The sequence below is a fragment of the Microbacterium rhizomatis genome, from assembly GCF_008710745.1.
GTDB classification, from domain to species: domain Bacteria; phylum Actinomycetota; class Actinomycetes; order Actinomycetales; family Microbacteriaceae; genus Microbacterium; species Microbacterium rhizomatis.
Genome location: NZ_VYSA01000001.1, coordinates 1,552,060 through 1,572,871, shown reverse-complemented (window position 1 = coordinate 1,572,871; position 20,812 = coordinate 1,552,060). Strand labels below are relative to the sequence as shown.

The following is a 20,812-nucleotide window of genomic DNA, read 5'->3' as shown; positions in this document are numbered from 1 at the left end:
AGCCCCGCTGCCCGCGGTTTCGCCCGTGCTACAGTCGACGTGCAAACCGACTGGACGGTATGCGGGCGAGGAGGCGCACATGGCCGTAGGAGAGGGAATCCGCCGGATCGACGGCCGATTCGAGGGCACCGTGTCGCTCGTCACGGGAGCCAGCCGCGGGATCGGCCTGGCGATCGCCCAGCGCCTCGTCGACGAGGGCGGATCGGTCGTCATCACCGGTCGCAGGCAGGAATCGCTGGATGCTGCGGCCGCCCAGCTCGGTGAATCGGCCATGACCGTGGCGGGCCGCGCCGACGATGCCGAGCATCGCGCCGACGTGTTCGCGCAGATCGCCGAGCGCCACGGCCGGCTCGACCACCTCGTCAACAACACCGGCATCAATCCGGTCTTCGGTCCGCTGGTCGACGTCGATGCCGACGCGGCGCGGAAGATCCTCGAGGTGAACGTCATCGCGACGCTCGAGTGGACCAGGGCGGCGGTGGCCGCCGGCCTGTCGCGATCGGTCGTCACGATCGCCTCCGTCGCGGGGCTCGGGGCGAGCCCAGGTATCGGGCTGTACGGCATGTCGAAGGCCGCGCTCATCAACCTCACGATGCAGCTCGCGTATGAACTGGCGCCGGCGATCCGCGTCAACGCCGTCGCGCCCGCGGTCATCAGGACCCAGTTCGCCCGTGCGCTGTACGAGGGCCGCGAGCAGGAGGCGTCCGACGCGTATCCGCTGCGCAGGCTCGGCGAGACCGCCGATGTCGCAGGCCCGGTGGCCTTCCTCCTCTCCGACGACGCCGCGTGGATCACCGGCCAGACCCTGCCGATCGACGGCGGCGCCGGCATCCGGCCCTTCCTCTGATGAAGGAATCGCGCGTCGCGGAGGACGTGACCCGTGCCGCCGTCGAACTGTTCGCGACGCAGGGCTACGCCAACACGAGCGTCCAGCAGATCGTCGAGGCTGCAGGCGTCACCAAGGGCGCGATGTACCACTACTTCGAATCCAAGGACGACCTGCTCTTCGGCATCTACGAGACCCTCCTGTCGCTGCAGAAGTCGCGGATGGACGAGATCATCGCCCGTGGGGGCGCGGTCGGCGACGTGCTGCGGGCCGTCTGCGTCGACGTGGTCGAGACCACGATCGAGTTCCTGCCGGAGGGCACGGTCTTCTTCCGCAGCGCGCACCTGCTCTCGGAGCCGCGCCGGCACGAGGTCACGCGCCGCCGGCGGGAGTACCACGACGAGTTCTCGCAGCTCATCGTGCGCGGGCAGAACGAGGGCGTCTACCGCACCGACATCCCGCTCGCGGTGCTGGTGGCGCACTTCTTCAGCGACGTGCACTACCTGTCGAGCTGGTATTCGCCCGACGGACCGGAGGGGAAGACCCTCGTCGCCGAACAGCTCGCCGACCTGTTCATGATCAGCATCAGGAGGACGGATGCCTCAGCCTGACCGAATGCGCGCGTGGCGCGTGACCACGCTCGGCGAGCCCGCCGGCGCGCTGACGCTCGACGTCGTCGCCACTCCCTCGCCCGCGCCGGGGGAGGTGCTCCTGAGGGTCGCGGCCGTCGCGGCGAACTTCCCCGACGTGCTGCTCGCGCGCGGTCACTACCAGGTCAAGCCCGAGCTGCCGTTCATTCCCGGCGTCGAGTGCAGCGGCACGATCGCCGCCGTCGGGGAGGGAGTGACCGGCCTGGAGGTCGGCGACCGGGTCGTGGCCGCGAAGATCGGTGTGCTCGCCGAGTATGCCGTCGTGCCGGCGGCCGCGGTGCAGAAGATCCCGGATGCCCTGACCGACCTCGCCGCGGCGGGTCTGACGATCGCCTATCAGACCGCGTGGTTCGCCCTGCACCGGCGGGCACAGCTTCGCTCGGGCGAGTGGCTGCTCGTGCACGCTGCGGCCGGCGGGGTCGGCGCCGCGACCGTGCAGCTCGGCGCAGCCGCGGGCGCCCGCGTGATCGGGGTCGTCGGCTCCGAGGCCAAGGCCGCGGTGGCGCGCGCCGCGGGCGCGGAGCATGTCGTGATCCGCGGGGTGGACGACATCGCCGCCTCCGTGCGAGAGATCACGAGCGGTCACGGCGCCGATGTCGTGTTCGACCCGGTCGGAGGCGACGCGTTCGCCGCGTCCACGCGGTGCATCGCCTTCGAGGGGCGCATCGTCGTGATCGGCTTCGCGAGCGGCGAGATCCCCACGATCGCGGCGAGCCACACGCTCGTGAAAAACTACGGGGTGCTCGGCCTCTACTGGGGCCTGTACCAGGAGCGGTACCCCGACCTCGTCGCGGCCGCCCACGCCGATCTCATGCGGCTCTCCGCCGAGGGCGCGATCGACCCGGTGATCGACCACGTCGTGCCGTTCGACCGCGCGCCCGAGGCGCTGACGGCCCTCGCATCGGGAGCGACCGTCGGCCGCGTCGTCGTGGCGGTCGGCACGGGAGAGACGGGCACAGGCGGGACGGGCACAGGCGAGATGGGTTCCACGGGGGCCGACGCATGAGCGATCTGGGCGGGCGGGTCTGCCTCGTCACCGGCGGGGCGCGCGGGATCGGCGAGGCCTACGTCCGCGCGCTGCACGAGGCAGGGGCGCGGGTCGTCGTCGCCGATCTGCTCGATGAAGAAGGCTCGGCGCTCGCCGCAGAGCTCGGCGAGCGGGCGACGTTCGTGCACCTCGATGTGACGGACGAGGGGCAGTGGGAGGCGGCGGTCGCAGCATCCCTCCGCGCGTTCGGCGCGATCGACGTGCTCGTGAACAATGCGGGCATCGCGAACGCGGCTCCGATCGAGCACTTCACCACGGCGAAATGGGACGCCGTGATCGCCGTCAACCTCACCGGCACGTTCTTCGGGTGCCGCGCGGTCGTGCCGGCGATGAAGGCGCAGGGGCACGGTTCGATCATCAACATCTCGTCGGTCGAGGGGATGCGCGGCAGCCCCGGGCTGCACGGCTACACGGCCGCGAAGTTCGGGGTGCGCGGACTCACGCAGTCGCTCGCGGTCGAGCTCGGCCCCTTCGGGATCCGCGCCAATTCGGTGCATCCCGGCTTCATCCGCACGCAGATGACGACGCGGATCGATCCCGCGCACCTCGAGATCCCGCTCGGCCGGCCCGGTGAGCCGGCGGATGTGGCCGGCACCGTGGTGTTCCTCGCGAGCGACGCGTCGGCGTTCACGAGCGGTGCCGAGTTCGTCGTCGACGGAGGCATGATCTCGGGCATCCCGCACAAGTAGGGCGTCGCGCGGCGGTCAGAGACGCAGCTGGGCGCGGCCGAGACTCGACAGGTGCACTTCGTCGGGGCCGTCGGCGAGCCGCAGCGACCGCACGCCGGCGTACAGCTCGGCGAGCGGGGTGTCGGCGGAGACGCCGGCCCCGCCGTGCACCTGGATGGCGCGATCGATGATCGTCTGCACGGCACGGGGAACCGCGATCTTGATGGCCTGGATCTCGGTCATCGCCGCGCGATTGCCGACCGTGTCCATGAGCCATGCGGTCTTCAGGACGAGCAGGCGCAGCGATTCGAGCTGGATGCGCGCCTCGGCGGCCCACTCGCGGATGACGCCCTGATCGGCGAGGCTCCGGCCGAACGTGTGCCGGGCGTTCGCCCGCGCGGTGAGCAGGGCGAGCGCGCGCTCGCCCATGCCGAGGGCGCGCATGCAGTGGTGGATGCGGCCGGGTCCGAGGCGGGCCTGCGCGATCGCGAAGCCCGAGCCCTCGTCGCCGATCAGGTTCTCGGCGGGCACGCGCACATCCTCGAACGCGATCTCGGCGTGCCCGCCGTGATCGCGGTCGTCGTAGCCGAACACCGAGAGCGGCCGCACGATCCGAACCCCGGGTGTGTCGCGGGGCACGAGGATCATCGACTGCTGCCGGTGCCTGTCGGCGTCGGGATCGGTCTTGCCCATCACGATGAAGATCTGCGCGGCCGGGCTCATCGCCCCCGTCGACCACCACTTGCGGCCCGTGATCACGTACGAGTCACCCTCGCGGCGGATGCGCGTGGCGATGTTCGTCGCGTCGGACGAGGCCGCATCCGGCTCCGTCATGCAGAAGGACGAGCGGATGCTGCCCTCCAGCAGAGGCCGGAGCCACCTCTCCTTCTGCGCCGGGGTGCCGAAGTCGTGCAGCACCTCCATGTTGCCCGTGTCGGGTGCGGCGCAGTTGAAGGTGACCGGAGCCAGCCGCGGGCTCCAGCCCGTGATCTCGGCGAGGGGGGCGTACTGCAGGGCGCTGAGACCCGCTCCGTCCGCGCCGGGGAGGAAGAGGTTCCAGAGGCCCTCCGCGCGGGCCTTCGCCTGCAGCTCGCCGACGATCGGTGGAGCGCCCCACGCATCGGGCGCGGCGGCCAGCTGCTCGTCGAGAGTGTGCTCGGCCGGCAGCACGTGGTCGTCGACGAACGTGCGCACCCTCTCGATCAGCTCTTGCGTGCGTGCGTCGTGTGAGAAGTCCATGGTCACCGGTCCTGTCCGTGGGGGTGCTGTCCGTGGTGGGCCTGCTCCTGGTGGGCCCGCTCGTGGTGGTGCTGGCCGAGCCGGATGTCCGTGCCCGGATCGCCCGAGAGGTGGCGCAGACCGTCGGCCGACAGGGGTTCGACCAGGTCGCCGATGCGGTCGAAGCCGTCGCCGACGGTCTCGCCCGACCGGTAGCGCAGGTGGATGCCCTCGGCGATGACGGCGAGCTTGTAGGCCGCGAAGGCGCGGTACCACGAGAGAGCGGGCACGGCGATCCCGGCCCGCGCGGCGTAGGCGTCCACGAGTTCGTCGAAGCCGGGGTAGCCCGCGGCCGGGTCCACCGCCGTGGGCATCACTCGCGCGTCCTCGGCGATGTCGGCGATGTTCCAGTACATGCCGAAGATCCCCAGATCGACCAGGGGGTCGCCAAGCGTCGACATCTCCCAGTCGAGCACCGCCGCGATCCGCGGGGCATCGGGCGCGATGATCGCGTTGTCGAGGCGGTAGTCGCCGTGCACCAGACTCGTGCGCGCCGTTTCGGGCCGACGTTCGCCGAGCCGTTCCTGCAGGCGGTCGAGGGTGGGCACGTCGCGCGACCGCGAGGCATCCAATTGCCGCCGCCATGTCCGCAGCTGCCGCTCGAGGAAGCCGTCACCACGTCCGAAGTCGGCGAGCCCGACACGTGCGGGATCGATCGCATGCAGATCGGCCAGCACCTCGGCCAGCTCGATGCTGACCGAGCGGAGTGCGGCGGGGGAGCGACCGTCGTTCTGCGCCCGATGAGCGAGCACCTGTCCCTCGACGAACCGCATGACGAAGAAGGGGGTGCCCGTCACGCGCGCGTCGGCCGTATCGTCGACGAGGTCGACGACCTCCGGGACGGGCACCGCGGAACCACGCAGCGCGGCGATGACGCGATGCTCGCGTGCCATGTCGTGAGCGCTCGAGAGCACGTGCCCGAGCGGCGGGCGGCGCAGCACGAGCGGGACCAGGCCCCCGTCGAGGCGATAGGTCAGGTTCGACTTTCCGCCCGCGATCACCGTGGCGCGCAGCGCGCCGTCGGCGAGCTCGGGGTGGGTCTCGACGAGCCATGCGCTCGCGCCCGCGACATCCAGTCCGGGGACGGTTCCAGCCGTCACGCGGGCACCGCCTCGTGGCTGTCCGTCTCGGGAACCACGAGCACGAGCGTCTCGGCGACGAGGGCGGGCCGCGCGGACCCCTCGATCTGGACCGTCGTCGTGAGAGCGGCGCGGTAGCCCTGTGGCGAGGCATCCACTCGCGTGAGTTCGCTCACCGCCCGCACCCGTGATCCCACGACGACCGGCTGCACGAAACGCACTCTGTCGAGCCCATAGTTGACGAACATCGATGCGCCCTCGACCGCGAGGAGTCCCACCGTGAGGCGGGGCAGGAGCGAAAGGGTGAGGTACCCGTGCGCGATCGTCGCCCCGAACGGACCGGATGCTGCGCGCTGCGCGTCGAGGTGGATCCACTGCCGATCCTCGGTGGCGTCGGCGAATGCCTGGATGCGCTCCTGGTCGATCGTGAACCAGTCGCCCGTGGCGGATCCGCCGACGGCGGCGGCCAGCGCCGCGGGGGACGCCGCGGCGATCATGCCCGCGGACCTCCGGCGACGTAGAGCACCTGTCCGGAGACGAATCCGGCCTCCTCCGAGCAGAAGAACGACGCGGCGGCGGCGATGTCGTCGGGCTGCCCCGCCCGCCCGACGGGGATCTGCTCGGCGCTGTGCGCGATGAGCTCGTCGAATCCGACGCCCAGACGCTCGGCCGTCGAGCGCGTCATGTCGGTCACGATGAACCCGGGCGCGATCGCGTTCGCGGTGACGCCGAAACGCCCGAGCTCGATCGCGAGCGTCTTGGTGAGCCCCTGCATCCCGGCCTTCGCCGCGGCGTAGTTCGCCTGACCCCGATTGCCGAGCGCCGACACGCTCGACAGGTTCACGATGCGCCCCCAGCGGGCGGCGACCTGGTGGGCCTGCACAGCGCGCGACATGAGGAACGCTCCGCGCAGGTGCACCGAGAGCACGGCATCCCAGTCGTCCTCGGTCATCTTGAACAGGAGGTTGTCGCGGAGGATCCCGGCGTTGTTGATGAGGATCGTCGGCGCGCCGAGCTCCGACTCGACCTTCGCCACGGCCGCCGCCACCTCCGCGGCGTCGGCGACGTTCGCCCCGACGGCGATCGCGCGGCCCCCGGCATCCCGGATCGAGGCGACGGTCTCGGCGCCGTGGGCCTCGTCGAGGTCGAGGACGCCGACGGAGTTCCCGTCAGAGGCGAGGCGGCGGGCGATCGCGGCACCGATGCCGCGCGCGGCGCCGGTGACGATGGCGGTTCTGGTCATGAGCCGTTCCTTTCGAAGGCGACGCGCATCCGACGTCTTCGTCGGCACTGATCCTTCGCACGACAGCATACCGACCGCCCGGTATGTGATGTCTCTGCCCATCCGGACGTCGTCGACAAGTCGGAGAGTCATCCGGAAGTCGGAGGATTCGTCGCGAATCGTCCGAGATTCGTCCGATCCTCCGACGGAGCGCAGCCGGATCAGCTGTGGGGATACCCGCCGAGGCGTTCGCGCAGCCGGCGCGCCACTTCGGCCGAGGGCATCCGGCGCGGGAACACGGCGATGGCGATGTCGTCGTCGCGCGGTGTGGCGGCATCGGGATGCACGCCGAAGCGGATCATCGCATCGTCGAGCGCGCGCCGCAGCACGGTCACCGGCACGCGCCGAGGCCCCCGGAGCAGCTGGCGCAGGACGTGGTTGTGCACGGCGGTGACGAGTGCGGAGAAGCCGACCGCGTCGAGGGGGTCGAGATCGGGGATGGCCCGCCGCAGGTATTCGTCGAACAGGCGCTCGTAGCGGAAGACGGTGACGATCTCGCGGTCTCGCAGGGCCGGCACCTGCCGCACGACGACATAGCGCCGGCGGGCGAGCTCGGGATCGGCGGCGAAGTGGCGGAAGACGAGCACGGATGCTTCGCACACCGCCTCCCACGGATTGCGGTGCGGCTTGTCGAGGTACTCCCTGAGTTCTGCGAGCAGCTGCTCGTGATCGGCGAAGACGACGTCGTCCTTGCCGCCGAACTGGCGGAAGAAGGTGGAGCGCGACACCCCGGCGGCCTGGGCGATCTGCTCGACGGAGGTCTGGTCGAACCCCTGCTCGGCGAACAGCTCGATCGCAGCGGCCGCGACGGTGTTGGCGACGGCCGTGCGCGAGGGAGAGGATGTCGCGGTGTCGCTCATGGCGAGAGCCTAGCCGTCGAGCCCGGGCGGCCCGTGAGACCGCAACGGCGCGACCCCCTCGCGGACCGCGGTGCGGCCCTATCATTGCCGCATGCCAGTGGGGGTGGCGGGTCGTCGGCGTCGACGACGGCTGATCGCGGCCGTGTCGGTGACGTCGGTCGTCGCGATGGGCGCGGGAGCGCTCCTGGTAGCCGCGGACGTGCGCGCCCCCGACCCTCCCGGGGCGGCGGGTGTCTTCGTTCCGGCCGACGGATCGGCGGACTGGGTACGCACAGGAACGGACGTCGTGCAGCGCGAGAACGGCCGGACCGTGGGCGCATCGGTGCTGTTCGAGTTCGCCCAGCAGGCGCTCTTCACGGCCTGGAGCGACTATTCGATCGACTCCATCGGCACCGCGGCGAACTGGTCGGTGGTGTGGGCTGGAGGAACCGATCCGGCATCCGCCCCACGTGACCTGTATTCGCTCGACGGGGGCGCGGTGGGTCTGGTCATGACGACCGGCACCTCCACGGGGCTCGTCTACACACCGGCACTGCGGGTGCTCGCCGCGGACGCGCGCCCCGGATCGTCGTGGTCGAGCGAGGGCACGGCCCACTCCGCGGTCCCCGGCGGAGACGGCACGCAGGCCGTGAGCTTCGACTACGCAGCACGGTTCGCGGCCCGCGCGCCGCAAGACCCGGCGGTGCGCGAGTTCGCCGTCGACGGGTGCGTCGAAGTCGAGGCCCACCTCGTGTTCCGCGCCACCGGCGTCGCGCCGGCCGCCCCGATCACGATCGACGATGTGTCTCTCTGGTGCCCGGGAGCCGGGATCGTGGCCTCATCGACCTCGACAGGAGGCGCCGCTCCGCGGCGATCCGTCCCGGTCGTGGCTCCGACGGCGCGCGGCGTCACGAACGACACCGCCGTGTCGCAGTGGTCGTCGCCCGAGCTCTGGCGGGCGCAGGCGGTCTCGCCGACGGCGGTCGATGCGACGTTCGGGCCCACACCCCGTGCACTCTCGCCGGCGCTGCAGCCGATCGCGGTGGGAGACACGATCGTCGTGGCCGACATCCACACCGGTGACGTCTCGTTCCTGACCGCGTCGGGAGGCGGCGAGCCGGCCGGACTCGTCGAGAACCGCATCGTGCGACCGGGCGGAGACGTCACGGTCCTGGCGGCGATCGGCGATGCGATCGTCGTGGCGACCTCGCAGCGGCGGCTCGTCGCGTACGCGCCGGACGGCACGCGGCGCTGGGACCGTCCCCTCGCCGACATCGTCTTCGTCCCGCCGATCGGCGACGGCGGCACCGGCATCCTGATCGCCGGATCGGACGGGACCCTGACGGATGTGGATGCTGCGACCGGCGCCGAGCGCTGGGATGCACCCCTCTCGGGCGACGGTCTGACCCACCTCGTCCGCGACGGCGGCACGGTCGTCGTCGCCGACCAGACCGGCCGGATCACGGCGGTCTCGATCGATGAGGGCACGGTGAGCTGGACGGTCGACGGCCCGGTGATCACGGCGCTGACGGCGGTCGGCGGCGCCGTGTACGCGGCGGCCGACGACACGAGCGTCGCGCGGCTGGATGGCGCCGACGGGCACTCGGAGTGGGTCTCGTCCGCCGGAACCGGAGTCGATCAGCTCGCCGTGGTCGCAGGACGGATCATCGCCCTGACCTGGGAGGACCTCATCGCGTTCGACGCCGCCAGCGGGGCGCCGGCCTGGCGATCGCCCGGTGCCGACCGGATGGTGTCGGACGACGAAGCGGTGATCGTCGAGGGGCGCGGCGCCGCCCGGCTGATCGACGCGGACGGAGCGCAGGGGCAGCAGTGGCCGGTCGAGGCCGATGGGACGGCGGCGGCGCGCTACCTCGTCGCGCTCCCCGACCAGGTGTGGATCTTCGACACGGCGACCGGAGCGACGAGGATCGGCCCGTGACCGCCACCTCCCCCGTCGCGGGCCCCGAAGCGGCGCCCCCGAGCGCGAGCGGGCGGATCGTCGCGGCGCTCGCATCGATCCCGAAGGTGATCGCGGATTTCGGGATGCTGGTACTGGTCGATCCCGTCCGCCATGGCCGCCTGCGGGCCGATCGCTGGCCGCGCGGGCTCGCGCCGGTCGGCGTGATCGCACTCGTCGCGTACGCCGTCGCCGCCGTCGCGATCGTCACCGCGGGCTCGCTGCGCGCCGTCTCGGAGGTGAGTGCGTCGCCCGGCACGTCGCAACTGTCGTTCCCTCAGATCGCGGTCGGGCCCCTGCTCGCGCTCGTGGTGCTCGCGCTCGCGCTGGCGCAGACCGCTGCCCTCCACACCCCGATGTGGTTGACGGTCGCGATGACGGTCCTCACGACGCTGGTGCTGGTCTCGATCGGCGCGAACGACGTACAGGGCGAGGTGCCGGTCGGGCGGGTGGTCTCGGGGGTGGCGGCCGGCTGCGTGTGGGCGCTCGTGATCGTCCGCCGGCGCCGCACCTACGCGTGGGGCGAGTTCGCGGTCGTCTTCGGCGCGATCAGCGCCGGCGTCGCCGTGCCCTTCTGGATCGTCGCGCAGCGCTCGGCCGCATTCGGGCTCGAGATCGCACCTGTCACGCTCGCCTCGACGATGCAGAACATCGCCGCGCTCGCGGTGCCCGTCTCGGTCGCCGCGGGTGCTGCGGTGGCGCAGCTGTCGTGCGCGATGGCGACCGAATCGGTCACCTCGATGCGGCGCCACCTGCCGCTCGGTCTCGGAGTCGCCGTGCTCGCCGCGCTCGTGATCTGGCGGACGTGGGCCGTCGTCGCCGCGGCCGTCGACGGTGACATCGGGCGGTGGCAGGGTCTGGTCGTCGCCCTCCTGCTCGTCGCGGTCGTGGCCGGATGCTGGGTCGCCCTCGGTCGCCTTCGTCAGCGAGGATCCGGCCGAGGGGGACCCGGCCCGGGCGGGCCGAGCCTCGCGCCGGCCGCTCTCGAAGCGAACTTCGGCCGGATCGCGCAGCCGCTGGCGATGGCGCTCACGATCGGCGTCTTCCCCGCCACGATCCTCTACATCGGCTCGGGCGTCGTCTACACCTACACGTTCGCCGACGGCCCCGCGCAGGTGCTCTCGTCGATGGCGGACTGGCTGAGTCAGGAGTCGGTGGTGGCCGCCACGCGCATCGTCGTCGGGTTCGGGCTGATCGCGCTCAGCGTGCGAGATGCCCGGCGGGGGCGCGATGTCAGTCCCGAACTGTTCGTGGCGCTGGGCCTCGTGATCATTAGTCAGGCACTCTTCGCGCTGCTCGGCCTCGCCGAGTGGGCGTGGACGGGCACCAGCGTGACGGTGGCCGTCACGGTCGCCGCGGTGCTCATGCTGATCTGGCTGGTGCTGCGCCGCTCGCTCACCGTCGAACGCGGAGCGGCGCTCGGGGTGACCTTCCTGCTGGCCGCACTGTTCGACCAGCGGACGTTCGTGGAGGATCCGCTTCGCGTGTTCTTCGGCTTCACCGGATTCGCCTTCATCCTCTTCGGGTTCGTCTGGGCGGTGCTCACCGGTGCCGAACGGGCGAACGGCACTTCGCGTCGGTACCCCCGGTCGGCTCGCGTGCTGCTGTTCCTCGCCAACGCGCTCTTCGGTCTGACGGTGGTCGCGTTCTCCGCGCTCGCCCGCGACCCGTCCACGCCGATCGATCTCGCTGCGCTCACGGCGTTCGGCGACCGCACGCTCGGCAACGGGCTCCTCGCGGCTGCCCTGCTCGCGGCGCTCGCGACCGTGTTCCGGAGCCCGAAGCACGCCGTATGACGCGTGTTTCCGCGGCGGCGACCCGGGGAGCGCGTCAGGATCGGCCACTCACCGGTAGTAGGCTTGATGACCGTCCGATATCTCGATATCGAGACATTTCCGGCGCTCTTCGCGCCGCTCCCTGACCAGTCGCCCCCAGCGAAGGACTGCACTGTGGATCTGTACGAGTACCAGGCACGAGACCTCTTCGAGAAGTACGAGGTGCCGGTTCTCGCCGGCATCGTCGCGGACACGCCGGAGGAGGTGCGGGCCGCGGCCGAGAAGATCGGCGGAGTCGTCGTCGTCAAGGCGCAGGTCAAGGCGGGCGGCCGAGGCAAGGCCGGTGGCGTCAAGGTCGCCAAGACCCCGGACGAGGCGTTCGAGGCTGCGAAGGCGATCTTCGGTCTCGACATCAAGGGCCACATCGTCAAGCGCGTGATGGTCGCCCAGGGCGCCCGCATCGACAAGGAGTACTACTTCTCGGTGCTGCTCGATCGGGCCAACCGCTCATATCTCAGCCTTGCCAGCGTCGAGGGCGGCATGGAGATCGAGGAACTCGCGGTCGAGCGTCCTGAGGCTCTCGCCCGCGTCGAGGTGAACCCCCTGACCGGCATCGACCACGCCAAGGCGCTCGAGATCGCGAAGGCCGCCCGATTCGACGACGAGCTGGCCCCCAAGGTCGCCGACGTCTTCGTGAAGCTCTTCAACGTGTACAAGGGCGAGGACGCGACGCTCGTCGAGGTGAACCCCCTGGTCCTCACGGAGGAGGGCGACATCATCGCCCTCGACGGCAAGGTCTCGCTCGACGAGAACGCCGACTTCCGGCATCCCGCACATGCGGCTCTGGAAGACAAGGATGCCGCAGACCCGCTCGAGGCCAAGGCCAAGGCGAACGATCTGAACTATGTGAAGCTCGACGGCGAGGTCGGCGTGATCGGCAACGGGGCGGGTCTTGTGATGTCGACGCTCGACGTCGTCGCGTACGCGGGCGAGAAGCACGGCGGCGTGAAACCCGCCAACTTCCTCGACATCGGCGGCGGCGCCTCGGCCGAGGTCATGGCGGCAGGACTCGACGTGATTCTCGGAGATCCCCAGGTCAAGAGCGTTTTCGTGAACGTCTTCGGCGGCATCACGGCGTGCGACGCCGTCGCCAGGGGCATCGTCGGCGCGCTCGCCGAGCTCGGCTCGAGCGCCTCGAAGCCGCTCGTCGTACGCCTCGACGGCAACAAGGTCGAGGAGGGCCGTGCGATCCTCCGCGATGCGGCCCACCCGCTCGTCACCCTTGCCGAGACCATGGACGAAGGCGCCGACAAGGCCGCCGAGCTCGCGAACGCGTAAAGGACTGCAGAACATGTCGATCTTCCTCAACAAGGACTCCAAGGTCATCGTCCAGGGCATCACGGGCGGCGAGGGCACGAAGCACACCGCCCTCATGCTCAAGGCCGGCACGCAGGTCGTCGGCGGCGTCAACGCCCGCAAGGCCGGCACGACCGTGATCCACAAAGACAAGGACGGCGCCGACGTCGAGCTGCCCGTCTTCGCCTCCGTGGCCGAGGCGATCGCCGCCACCGGTGCCGACGTCTCGATCGCGTTCGTTCCGCCCGCGTTCACGAAGGACGCGATGATCGAGGCCATCGACGCCGAGATCCCGCTCCTCGTCGTGATCACCGAGGGCGTGCCCGTCGGCGACACCGCCGAGGCGTGGGCGTACACCCAGTCCAAGGGCGACAAGACGCGCATCATCGGCCCGAACTGCCCCGGCATCATCACGCCGGGCGAGTCGCTCGTCGGCATCACGCCGGCCAACATCACCGGAAAAGGCCCGATCGGGCTCGTTTCCAAGTCGGGAACGCTGACCTACCAGATGATGTACGAGCTGCGCGAGATCGGCTTCTCGTCGGCGATCGGCATCGGCGGCGACCCCATCATCGGCACGACGCACATCGACGCGCTGGCCGCTTTCGAGGCGGACCCCGAGACCAAGGCGATCGTCATGATCGGTGAGATCGGCGGCGACGCCGAAGAGCGCGCGGCCGACTTCATCAAGGCGAACGTGACGAAGCCCGTCGTGGGTTACGTCGCGGGTTTCACGGCGCCCGAAGGCAAGACGATGGGCCACGCGGGCGCCATCGTGTCCGGTTCCGCAGGCACGGCTCAGGCCAAGAAGGAGGCCCTTGAGGCCGCAGGGGTCAAGGTCGGGAAGACGCCGTCCGAGACCGCATCGCTGATGCGCGAGATCATCGCCGGGCTGTAGCCCGAACCCGCTCGACGACAGGGCGGATGCTGCGCGGAGAGCGCGGCATCCGCCCTTTCGTTCGTCCGCTCGCTTAGCAGCCGGATGTCGCTGGGGATGTATCACACGCGGCGTTGCGCAATCTTTCCTTGTGGCCGGTGACAGACAGGTCTACAGTCACACCCGGGCGCGATGGGGTCTTGATCCCGTCGTGCGTGGGGATGGGGACAGTGCAGCCGTTCGGGCGGAAAGGGCACCCCGTGCAACGAGCGACCCCCGATTTCGGGGATTCGTCACGACGCACCGCTGATCGCGGGGCGTCGATCGGCGAGCGTTCGGGCCGGATGGGTGCGCGCCGCGCCGGCATCGCGGCGGTCCTTTCGGCGCTGCTCGTCCTCGGTCAGCTGAGCTGGGGGATCCCGGCCTTCGCCGCGGTGCCCGCATCGGCTCCGACCGACGCGAACCGGTCTATTCCGGTGCCGGCATGGACGGCGGAACCGCCGGTCCTGACACCTGCCGCACCCGGCGACGATGTGCCTCCGACGGTCATCACGGACGTCGTCCAGACCGGTCCGAGCACCGTCCAGGTGACGGTGCCCGGCTCGTCCGACAACGCGCCGCTGACCGTCACGATCGAGATTCCGACGCAGACCCCGAGCCCGACTCCGAGCGCCTCTTCGCCGTTCGGTCCGAACTGCGTCCAGACCACGACAGGTTCCACCCCGGGGTCGGGAACGTCGTCCACCAGCACGAGCAGCACGAGCCTCACCTGCGGTCCCGGGACGGTAAATCCGGGCTCGATCGGCACGTCGCCCACCCCTGGCCCGACGCCGTCGATCCCCGGAGTCCCGACGCCCACGCCGACGCCGTCGCCCACGCCGACCCCCGCGCCGACGCCCACGATCCCGACGCCCACGCCCACGCCGTCCACCAGCGACACGCCCGCACCGACCGAGACGCCGCAGGCGTCCGGCGAGGTCGTCGGGTACGCCGCCGCGGTGTCGTGGCGACCCTTCGATGCCTCGGCTCCCGACGTCTCGACAGCCCCGGATGCGGCGGCCCCGTCTGACGCACCCACGCCGGGCGCGACGCCGTCCGATGCGGCCTCCGCTGCTCCGGCGGCGTCCTCCACCCCCGAGCCGACGGGCGCCTCGCCGGCGACCGATCCCACGCCCGACCCGACTTCGACGACCGACCCGGCCACGACCACCGAGCCCACGACGACGACCGACCCGGCGGCGACGCCGGCTCCGGCGCCGGTCACGACGACCGACCCCGGGGCGGCGGCACCCTCCGCATCGGCGGCTCCGGTCGCGCCCGCCCCGTGGGCGGTCACGGCGGCGGGCGATGTGACCGTGTCGGTCTCGGGCACCGACCTCGTGGTCGTCGCCGACGGGCACGAGGAGCGGCGGCCGGCAGCATCCGTCACCTCGCTCTCGATCACCGCCGGCGGACGCGTGACGGTACCCGCAGGACTCGCGGTCCCGATCTCAGTGGAATCGGCGGCCGAGCTCGCCGTCACCGGAGACGGCGTGACCTGGGTCTCCGACGGCGCGGGCGGCGGCACGGCCGGCGGCGTCGCGTTCCAGAACGTGGCCACCCTCGTCGCCGGCGGAACGGGAGCCGTGCTCGCGGGCCCTGCCGCCGACACCGCCTGGCAGGTCACCGGCACCGGTGCCGGCACGGTCGCGGGGCAGGCCTTCCGAGGATTCCTCGCCCTGCAGGGTGCGGCCGGCAACGACGACGACTTCGCGATCTCGGCCGGCGGATGGGTCGATTCGATCGACGGAGGGGCGGGCGGCTACGACACTGTCCGGTTCCCCGGCGCTCGCGCATCGGTCGTCTCGACCCCGACCGGACCCCAGTCCGGAACGATCGCTCTCGATGGCGGCGTGCTCACCTACAGCGGCCTGGAGCCGGTCGGTCCCGTCACGGTCGCCGACTTCAGCCTCAACGTGGCCGACGCCTCCGACACGGTCGAGGTCGCTCCCGACACGGCCAATGCCGGGTACATCCTGGTCCGCAGCATCGGATCGCTCTTCGAATCGCACTCGGTCATCCCGACCGCGTCGTTCACGATCACCTCGACCGGCGCCGGAGCGATCATCCGCATCGTCGGGCTGTTCACGTTCCACGGAGTGACCTTCCTCTTCCACGCCTCGCAGGTCGTCACCACAGCCGGGACCGTGCTGGACGCCGGATCGGGATCGATCTCGCTCACCGCCGACAGCGTGACCGCGGCGCCCGCGAAGGTCAGCGTCGCCGACACGCTCCTGCGCGGTGGGTCGGTCGCCCTGACCGCGACCGCGACGAACAGCTCGACGCCCGCGCCCACGGTCGGGCTCGCCGACGGCAGCATCTCGGCATCGGCGATCGTCGAGCTCACGGGCGCGAGCCGGATCGAGTCCACCGGCGATGTCACGCTCGCGAGCACGTCGACCGCGACCCTCACCACCGCCTCGACCGGAACGGGCGCGAGCCCCGCCGTCGACGCGGCCGTCGCGCACTCGGTCGTCGACAACACCGCGCGCACCTCGGTGACCGACACCTCATCGGTGCTCTCCGGCGGCGACGTGCGCCTCTCGGCCAAGACGATCACCACCGTGAACACATCCGCCGATGCGACTGCCGCGACGGCGGGTGCCGCGATCGCCACCTCCGCAGTGACCACCCGCACCTCGGCCGTCGTGGACACGACCTCGGCGCAGGGCGTCGCCGCCACCGGCTCCGTGGCGATCCTGGCCGACTCGACCCACGCGCTCGTCACGAGTGCCGTGGCGAGCCCCGGCGGCGCGACCGCGAACGGCACGTCCCCGAGCGCGGCGACGGCGACCGCCTCACAGCCGGGCGGCTACGCCTCCGCACCCGGCGGGGCGATCGGCATCGCCGGCGCGCTCGCGTTCTCGAACCTCGATCAGCAGACGGTCGCCACGCTGGGAGGCTCGACCCCGCTGGTGCTCGCCGCCGGCGGCACGGGCGTGGCTCTCTCGGCCCTCTCGTCCGGGTCGGCGTCCACCGACGCGAACGGCTCGGCCGTCGGCGGCTCGGCGACGGGCGTCGGCGTCGGCGTCTCGGTCAACGTCGTCCGGGCACGGACGAGCGCCCACGTGGGGCAGGTCACCATGACGGGCCCCGCGCTCGTCGCCGTCGCCACGGCGGCTCCGCGCACGAGCGCCGAGGTCAACAGCTACCGCGCATCGTCGACGTCGGGAGCCGGCGGCGCGACGCTCGTCGGGGCTGCGGGATCGCTCGCGGTCAACGTGGCGAGCTTCGACACGCGCGCGGTCATCGACCCGAGCGCCGTCGTCCTGGCTCCGGCGGCCGATGTCCGCCTGGCGGCGACCGCCGCGAACACGAATGAATCGCACGCCGTGCCCGGCACGCAGGCCGGTGCCACGACGGGGATCGGGGCGAGCGTCGCGGTCAACATCGTCAACGACGGCACGCTCGCCGAAGTGGGCGACGGCGCGACGCTCACGGGGGCCCACGACCTCACGCTCGCGGCCGACACGACGGCGCCCGCGACGACCGAGGCCCGCGGGGGCGTCTCGTCGGCGGATGTCGCGATCGCGACGGTCCTCGCCCTCACGATCTCGAACGTCAGCACGATCGCCCGCCTCGGCACCGGCAGCCCGACCGCCCTCACCGGGTCGTACGTCGGCAGCGCGATCCAGCGCGCCCCGGTCGTGACGACCGCGACGGGGAATGCGGATGCCGCGTCCGGCGCCTCGGTCGGCATCGTGGTCGCTCTGACATTCGCCAACCACTCGGCCCTGTCGCAGATCGCCCGCGACCTCGCCGCGGCAGGTGACATCACCCTCACCGCCACCGGCCTCGTCTCGACCGCGACCGCCGCGACCGCGTCGGCGACGGGGGCCGCGGGCAACGGGTCGCAGGCGACGCCGTCGGAGCACGCCGACGCGAGCCGCACCTACGCCGACTCGCTCGCACCGGCCGCGGGCTCGGCGAGCAACGGCACCGGCGGCACCGGGCCGATGCCCGCTCTGCCGCAGCCCGCGACGCCGCAGGGCAGCGTCACCGTCGCCGCAGCCCTCGCCCTCAACATCCACCACGCCGCCGCAGACGTGTCGCTCTCGAACGTGCACCTCACCGGATCGGCCGTGCGCCTCGATGCATCAGGCAACGTCGCCGCCTCATCGACGGCATCCGGTGCTCCGTCCGATCGCGGACCCCCCGCCGGCACATCGATCGCCGCGGCCATTGCGATCAATACGGCGGATGCTCTCATCCGCGCCGAGGTGGGCCCCTCCACTGTCATCACCGCCGAATCACTCCAGCTCTCCGCCGCCACCGCCGACCACAACGCGTCGGGCGCCGCGGACGCCACACACCGGTTCACCGCCACCGCCACCGGCGGCGCAGGTTCCGGAGGCGACCTGAGTGTCGCCGGCTCCGTCGCCATCAACGTCGTCGTCCTTCGCACGACGGCCGGATCGACCGGAAGCCCCACCGTCTCCCTCTCCGGAGGCTCCGCGGACGTCACCGTCTCCGCGTCGAGCTCCGCCGAGACGACAGCCCGCGCACTGCTCGCCAGCTCCGGCGCCGGCGCACCGACCACCGGCATCGGCGCGGCGTTCGCGCTCGCCAGTGTCGACCACGACACCGTCGCGTCGCTGGATGCCGCACTCACCGGAGCACGCGCGCTGTCGATCGCCGCTGCGACGAACGACGTCACGAGCAGTGAGGCCTCCGGTGCCGCGAGGGCCGCGACCACCGCGATCGCGCCGTTCACCGCCGTGACCCTCGCGCACGTCCACACCACCGCCCGGGTCGATGCCGGCACGCCGATCACGCTGACCGGTGCCCTCACCGTCACGGCGAACCAGACCGCGACGGCGAGCTCGCAGGCGAAGGCCGCCACCGGCACCACGTCCGGCACCGCGGTGGGCGCGGGCCTCGCCCTCACGATCGCCGACCACACCGTGCTCGCGACCCTGTCGCGCAGCGCGGCGGTCGGCGGCGCGGTCGCCCTGTCGGCCACCGGCCGGTCGGCGGCGACGTCGAGCGCAGAGGCGTCCGCGGCGGGCGCACCCGAGAACGCCGCGAGCTCCGGCGACGCAGGCAACCCGGGCGGCGCGGCAGGCGCGGGTGTCGACGACGCGGTCACCTCGACGCGCACGACCGCCGGCGACCTCGCATCGGCGTCCGGCGGCTCCGGCACCGGCACCACCGCTGCCACCCCGAGCGCGTCGTCGTCGCAGGGCAAGATCAACGCCGCGGCCGCGATCGCCGTGACCCTCTCGACCGCGACGGTCGAGGCATCCCTCGCCTCCGGCGTCGTGCTCACCGCCACCGGGGCGGTCACGCTGACGGCGCACGAGAACACGGATGCCGCGGCCACCGCGAACGGCTCGGCCTCGCAGGGCACCGACGCGACGATCGGTGCGGCGGTCGCGATCACCCTGGCCACGACGACGGCGCGGGCGATCGTGCCGATCGGCGCGAGCGTCGGCGCCGCGACGCTGACGATCGACGCCTCGACCGTCACCGCCGGCGCCGACACCACCTCGACGTTCGGCTCGTCCGCCGTCGCGGGAGCGGGTGGCGGAAAGGTCTCGGTCGCCGGAAGCTTCGCGCTGGCGATCGTGAACCACTCCGTGCTGGCGGCCGTCGACGGGTCGGTGACCGGTGCCGCCGTGTCGGTGACCGCCGCGGCGCGCGTCGCGGCGGCGACGTCGGCACTGCCCGCGGGCGAGGGCGTCACGTCGGCCGGCGACCTCGGGCTCGGAGCATCCGTCGCCCTCACCCTCTTCACTTCCGACACCGTCGCCCGGGTGGGCGACGGAGCGACCATCACCGCTGCACCGTCGCTCACGGTCGCGGCGACCGCGCAGACCGATGCCTCGAGCGAGGCGCGCATGGGCGCCAAGGGCGGCAAGATCGCGATCGCCCCGGCCGTCGCCGTCACTCTCTCGACCGCCACGGTGACCGCGAGGATCGGCACCGCGACCGGTGCGACGACGATCGCCGGTGCGGTGGAGGTCACCGCCACCCAGCACGCGTCAGCCACGTCGGTCGCCGGGGCGATCGTGACGGCGGCAGGCACCGCGGGAGTCGGGGTCGCGCTCGCCCTCACGATCGCGAACGACGCGGTCGCCGCGGAGCTCCTGCGGTCGATCGCCGCCGCCTCGCTCGCGCTCACCGCGGCGGGCGATTCGTCGTCGACGTCGACCGCGACCGCTTCTGCGGCGGGTGCCCCCGAGAACAGCTCCGACAGCGGGGATGCCGGAAGCCCGGGAGGTGCCGCAGGCGCCGGCGTCGACACGCTCGTCGAGGGTGAGCGGTCGAACGCGAGCGACACGGCCGCCGCGAACGGCGGGGCGGCGGCCCCGGCCGGTCAGGCCCCGAGCGCGTCGTCGTCGCAGGGCAAGATCAACGCGGCCGCCGCGATCGGGGTCACCCTCGCGACGGTCTCCAGCCGGGTCGAGCTCGGTGCGGGCATCACCGTCACGGCGACGGGCGCCGTGGCGCTGCACAGCTCTGCGAACACCGACGCGACGAGCTCGGCGAACGGCTCGGCCTCGCAGGGCGCGTCCGCGACGATCGGCGCGGCCGTCGCCATCACGCTCGCGAACGTCACGAACGAGGCGGTCGTGCCCGCCGGCGTCACGATCCACGCGCAGAGCGTGACCCTGACGGCCGACGTCACGACGAACGGCGCCGACACGACATCCACCTTCGGGGCGCAGTCCATCGCCGGCGCCGGCGGTGGGAAGGTCTCGGTCGCGGGCAGCTTCGCTCTCGCGATCGTGGGACACACCACCCGGGCCGGTGTCGACGGCACGGTCATCCTGGACGGCGGAGACCTGAAGGCCACCGCGACGAGCAACGTCGGCAGCACCGTCAAGGCCCTTCCCGCCGGGGCCGGTGTCACGTCGGCCGGCGACCTCGGGCTTGGAGCATCCGTCGCTCTCAACCTGATCACCGACCGCACGTCCGCGACCGTCGGCGACGGCGTCTCGCTCACGGGGGCTCGCAACGTCGAGCTCACGGCGACGGCGACCGACGACGCGATCACCGAGGCGCGGATGGGTGCCAAGGGCGGCAAAGTTGCCGTCTCGCCGGCGATCGCCGTCACCCTCTCGACCGTCACGACCTCGACAGGCATCGGAACGGGCGGCCTTTCGCTCGCAGGCAGCCTCACCCTGTCGGCGAC

The 20,812-nt window shown here is 71.9% G+C and carries 15 protein-coding genes (1 of these 15 cut by a window edge); 9 read left to right on the top strand and 6 right to left on the bottom strand.

Annotation, left to right across the window (positions count from 1 at the left end; genetic code table 11):
• Positions 1 to 79: 79 nt before the first annotated feature.
• From F6B43_RS07265 to F6B43_RS07250, 4 genes are read left to right on the top strand one after another with little or no spacing between them, the layout of a single operon-like run.
• A complete protein-coding gene (locus F6B43_RS07265; protein ID WP_211368046.1) occupies positions 80 to 847 on the top strand; it encodes an SDR family oxidoreductase in 768 nt (255 codons plus the stop codon).
• Positions 847 to 1,437, top strand: coding sequence for a TetR/AcrR family transcriptional regulator (locus tag F6B43_RS07260; RefSeq protein WP_150448136.1), 591 nt, complete (start codon positions 847 to 849; stop codon positions 1,435 to 1,437). Before F6B43_RS07265 ends, F6B43_RS07260 begins: the two co-directional genes overlap by 1 nt.
• On the top strand, positions 1,424 to 2,482 hold the full coding sequence (locus tag F6B43_RS07255; protein ID WP_246159828.1) for an NADPH:quinone oxidoreductase family protein: 1,059 nt from the start codon (positions 1,424 to 1,426) through the stop codon (positions 2,480 to 2,482). Before F6B43_RS07260 ends, F6B43_RS07255 begins: the two co-directional genes overlap by 14 nt.
• Positions 2,479 to 3,213, top strand: a complete 735-nt coding sequence (locus tag F6B43_RS07250; RefSeq protein ID WP_150448135.1) for an SDR family NAD(P)-dependent oxidoreductase — start codon at positions 2,479 to 2,481, stop codon at positions 3,211 to 3,213. Before F6B43_RS07255 ends, F6B43_RS07250 begins: the two co-directional genes overlap by 4 nt.
• A 15-nt stretch (positions 3,214 to 3,228) precedes the next feature.
• Here F6B43_RS07250 and F6B43_RS07245 read toward each other — a convergent pair whose 3' ends face one another.
• The 5 genes from F6B43_RS07245 to F6B43_RS07225 all read right to left on the bottom strand — a co-directional run bounded on the left by F6B43_RS07245 (position 3,229) and on the right by F6B43_RS07225 (position 7,691).
• On the bottom strand, positions 3,229 to 4,431 hold the full coding sequence (locus F6B43_RS07245; protein ID WP_150448134.1) for an acyl-CoA dehydrogenase family protein: 1,203 nt from the start codon (positions 4,429 to 4,431) through the stop codon (positions 3,229 to 3,231).
• A 2-nt stretch (positions 4,432 to 4,433) separates the two neighbouring features.
• Positions 4,434 to 5,570, bottom strand: a complete 1,137-nt coding sequence (locus tag F6B43_RS07240; RefSeq protein ID WP_246159827.1) for a phosphotransferase family protein — start codon at positions 5,568 to 5,570, stop codon at positions 4,434 to 4,436.
• Entirely contained in the window at positions 5,567 to 6,046 is a 480-nt protein-coding gene (locus F6B43_RS07235; protein ID WP_150448133.1) for a MaoC family dehydratase, read from the bottom strand. Before F6B43_RS07235 ends, F6B43_RS07240 begins: the two co-directional genes overlap by 4 nt.
• A complete protein-coding gene (locus F6B43_RS07230) occupies positions 6,043 to 6,792 on the bottom strand; it encodes an SDR family oxidoreductase (RefSeq protein WP_150448132.1) in 750 nt (249 codons plus the stop codon). The genes F6B43_RS07235 and F6B43_RS07230 overlap by 4 nt, the downstream gene beginning before the upstream one ends.
• Before the next feature lie 200 nt (positions 6,793 to 6,992).
• On the bottom strand, positions 6,993 to 7,691 hold the full coding sequence (locus F6B43_RS07225) for a TetR/AcrR family transcriptional regulator (RefSeq protein WP_150448131.1): 699 nt from the start codon (positions 7,689 to 7,691) through the stop codon (positions 6,993 to 6,995).
• A gap of 91 nt (positions 7,692 to 7,782) precedes the next feature.
• Between F6B43_RS07225 and F6B43_RS07220 the strand changes: the two genes are divergently transcribed.
• The 4 genes from F6B43_RS07220 (at position 7,783) to sucD (ending at position 13,656) form a co-directional block, all read left to right on the top strand.
• Positions 7,783 to 9,609: an outer membrane protein assembly factor BamB family protein gene (locus F6B43_RS07220; RefSeq protein WP_150448130.1), complete on the top strand. Its 1,827-nt coding sequence runs from the start codon at positions 7,783 to 7,785 to the stop codon at positions 9,607 to 9,609.
• On the top strand, positions 9,606 to 11,423 hold the full coding sequence (locus tag F6B43_RS19565; RefSeq protein WP_170285584.1) for a hypothetical protein: 1,818 nt from the start codon (positions 9,606 to 9,608) through the stop codon (positions 11,421 to 11,423). The genes F6B43_RS07220 and F6B43_RS19565 overlap by 4 nt, the downstream gene beginning before the upstream one ends.
• A gap of 153 nt (positions 11,424 to 11,576) precedes the next feature.
• On the top strand, positions 11,577 to 12,740 hold the full coding sequence (sucC, locus tag F6B43_RS07210; RefSeq protein WP_150448489.1) for an ADP-forming succinate--CoA ligase subunit beta: 1,164 nt from the start codon (positions 11,577 to 11,579) through the stop codon (positions 12,738 to 12,740).
• A 13-nt stretch (positions 12,741 to 12,753) separates the two neighbouring features.
• Positions 12,754 to 13,656 carry a succinate--CoA ligase subunit alpha gene (sucD, locus tag F6B43_RS07205; RefSeq protein ID WP_150448129.1) on the top strand — a complete coding sequence of 301 codons (903 nt, stop codon included), beginning with the start codon at positions 12,754 to 12,756 and terminating at the stop codon, positions 13,654 to 13,656.
• Positions 13,657 to 14,035: 379 nt separating this feature from the next.
• On the opposite strand, the gene F6B43_RS07200 is transcribed toward sucD, so the two are convergent.
• Positions 14,036 to 15,007 (bottom strand): hypothetical protein, encoded by a 972-nt coding sequence (locus F6B43_RS07200; protein ID WP_150448128.1) that lies wholly within the window; start codon positions 15,005 to 15,007, stop codon positions 14,036 to 14,038.
• Here F6B43_RS07200 and F6B43_RS19560 point away from each other — a divergent pair.
• Positions 14,985 to 20,812, top strand: the start of a protein-coding gene (locus tag F6B43_RS19560) for a beta strand repeat-containing protein (protein ID WP_170285583.1). It continues 25,744 nt past the right edge of the window; 5,828 of the gene's 31,572 nt are visible here — the first part of the coding sequence; the start codon lies at positions 14,985 to 14,987; its stop codon lies off the right edge, out of view. The two genes, F6B43_RS07200 and F6B43_RS19560, sit on opposite strands and share 23 nt — an antisense overlap.

Coding starts and splice junctions, on each gene's coding strand:
- F6B43_RS07265 (WP_211368046.1), top strand. CDS start 80: ATGGCCGTAGGAGAGGGAATCCGCCGGATCGACGGCCGATTCGAGGGC.
- F6B43_RS07260 (WP_150448136.1), top strand. CDS start 847: ATGAAGGAATCGCGCGTCGCGGAGGACGTGACCCGTGCCGCCGTCGAA.
- F6B43_RS07255 (WP_246159828.1), top strand. CDS start 1,424: ATGCCTCAGCCTGACCGAATGCGCGCGTGGCGCGTGACCACGCTCGGC.
- F6B43_RS07250 (WP_150448135.1), top strand. CDS start 2,479: ATGAGCGATCTGGGCGGGCGGGTCTGCCTCGTCACCGGCGGGGCGCGC.
- F6B43_RS07245 (WP_150448134.1), bottom strand. CDS start 4,431: ATGGACTTCTCACACGACGCACGCACGCAAGAGCTGATCGAGAGGGTG.
- F6B43_RS07235 (WP_150448133.1), bottom strand. CDS start 6,046: ATGATCGCCGCGGCGTCCCCCGCGGCGCTGGCCGCCGCCGTCGGCGGA.
- F6B43_RS07230 (WP_150448132.1), bottom strand. CDS start 6,792: ATGACCAGAACCGCCATCGTCACCGGCGCCGCGCGCGGCATCGGTGCC.
- F6B43_RS07225 (WP_150448131.1), bottom strand. CDS start 7,691: ATGAGCGACACCGCGACATCCTCTCCCTCGCGCACGGCCGTCGCCAAC.
- F6B43_RS07220 (WP_150448130.1), top strand. CDS start 7,783: ATGCCAGTGGGGGTGGCGGGTCGTCGGCGTCGACGACGGCTGATCGCG.
- sucD (WP_150448129.1), top strand. CDS start 12,754: ATGTCGATCTTCCTCAACAAGGACTCCAAGGTCATCGTCCAGGGCATC.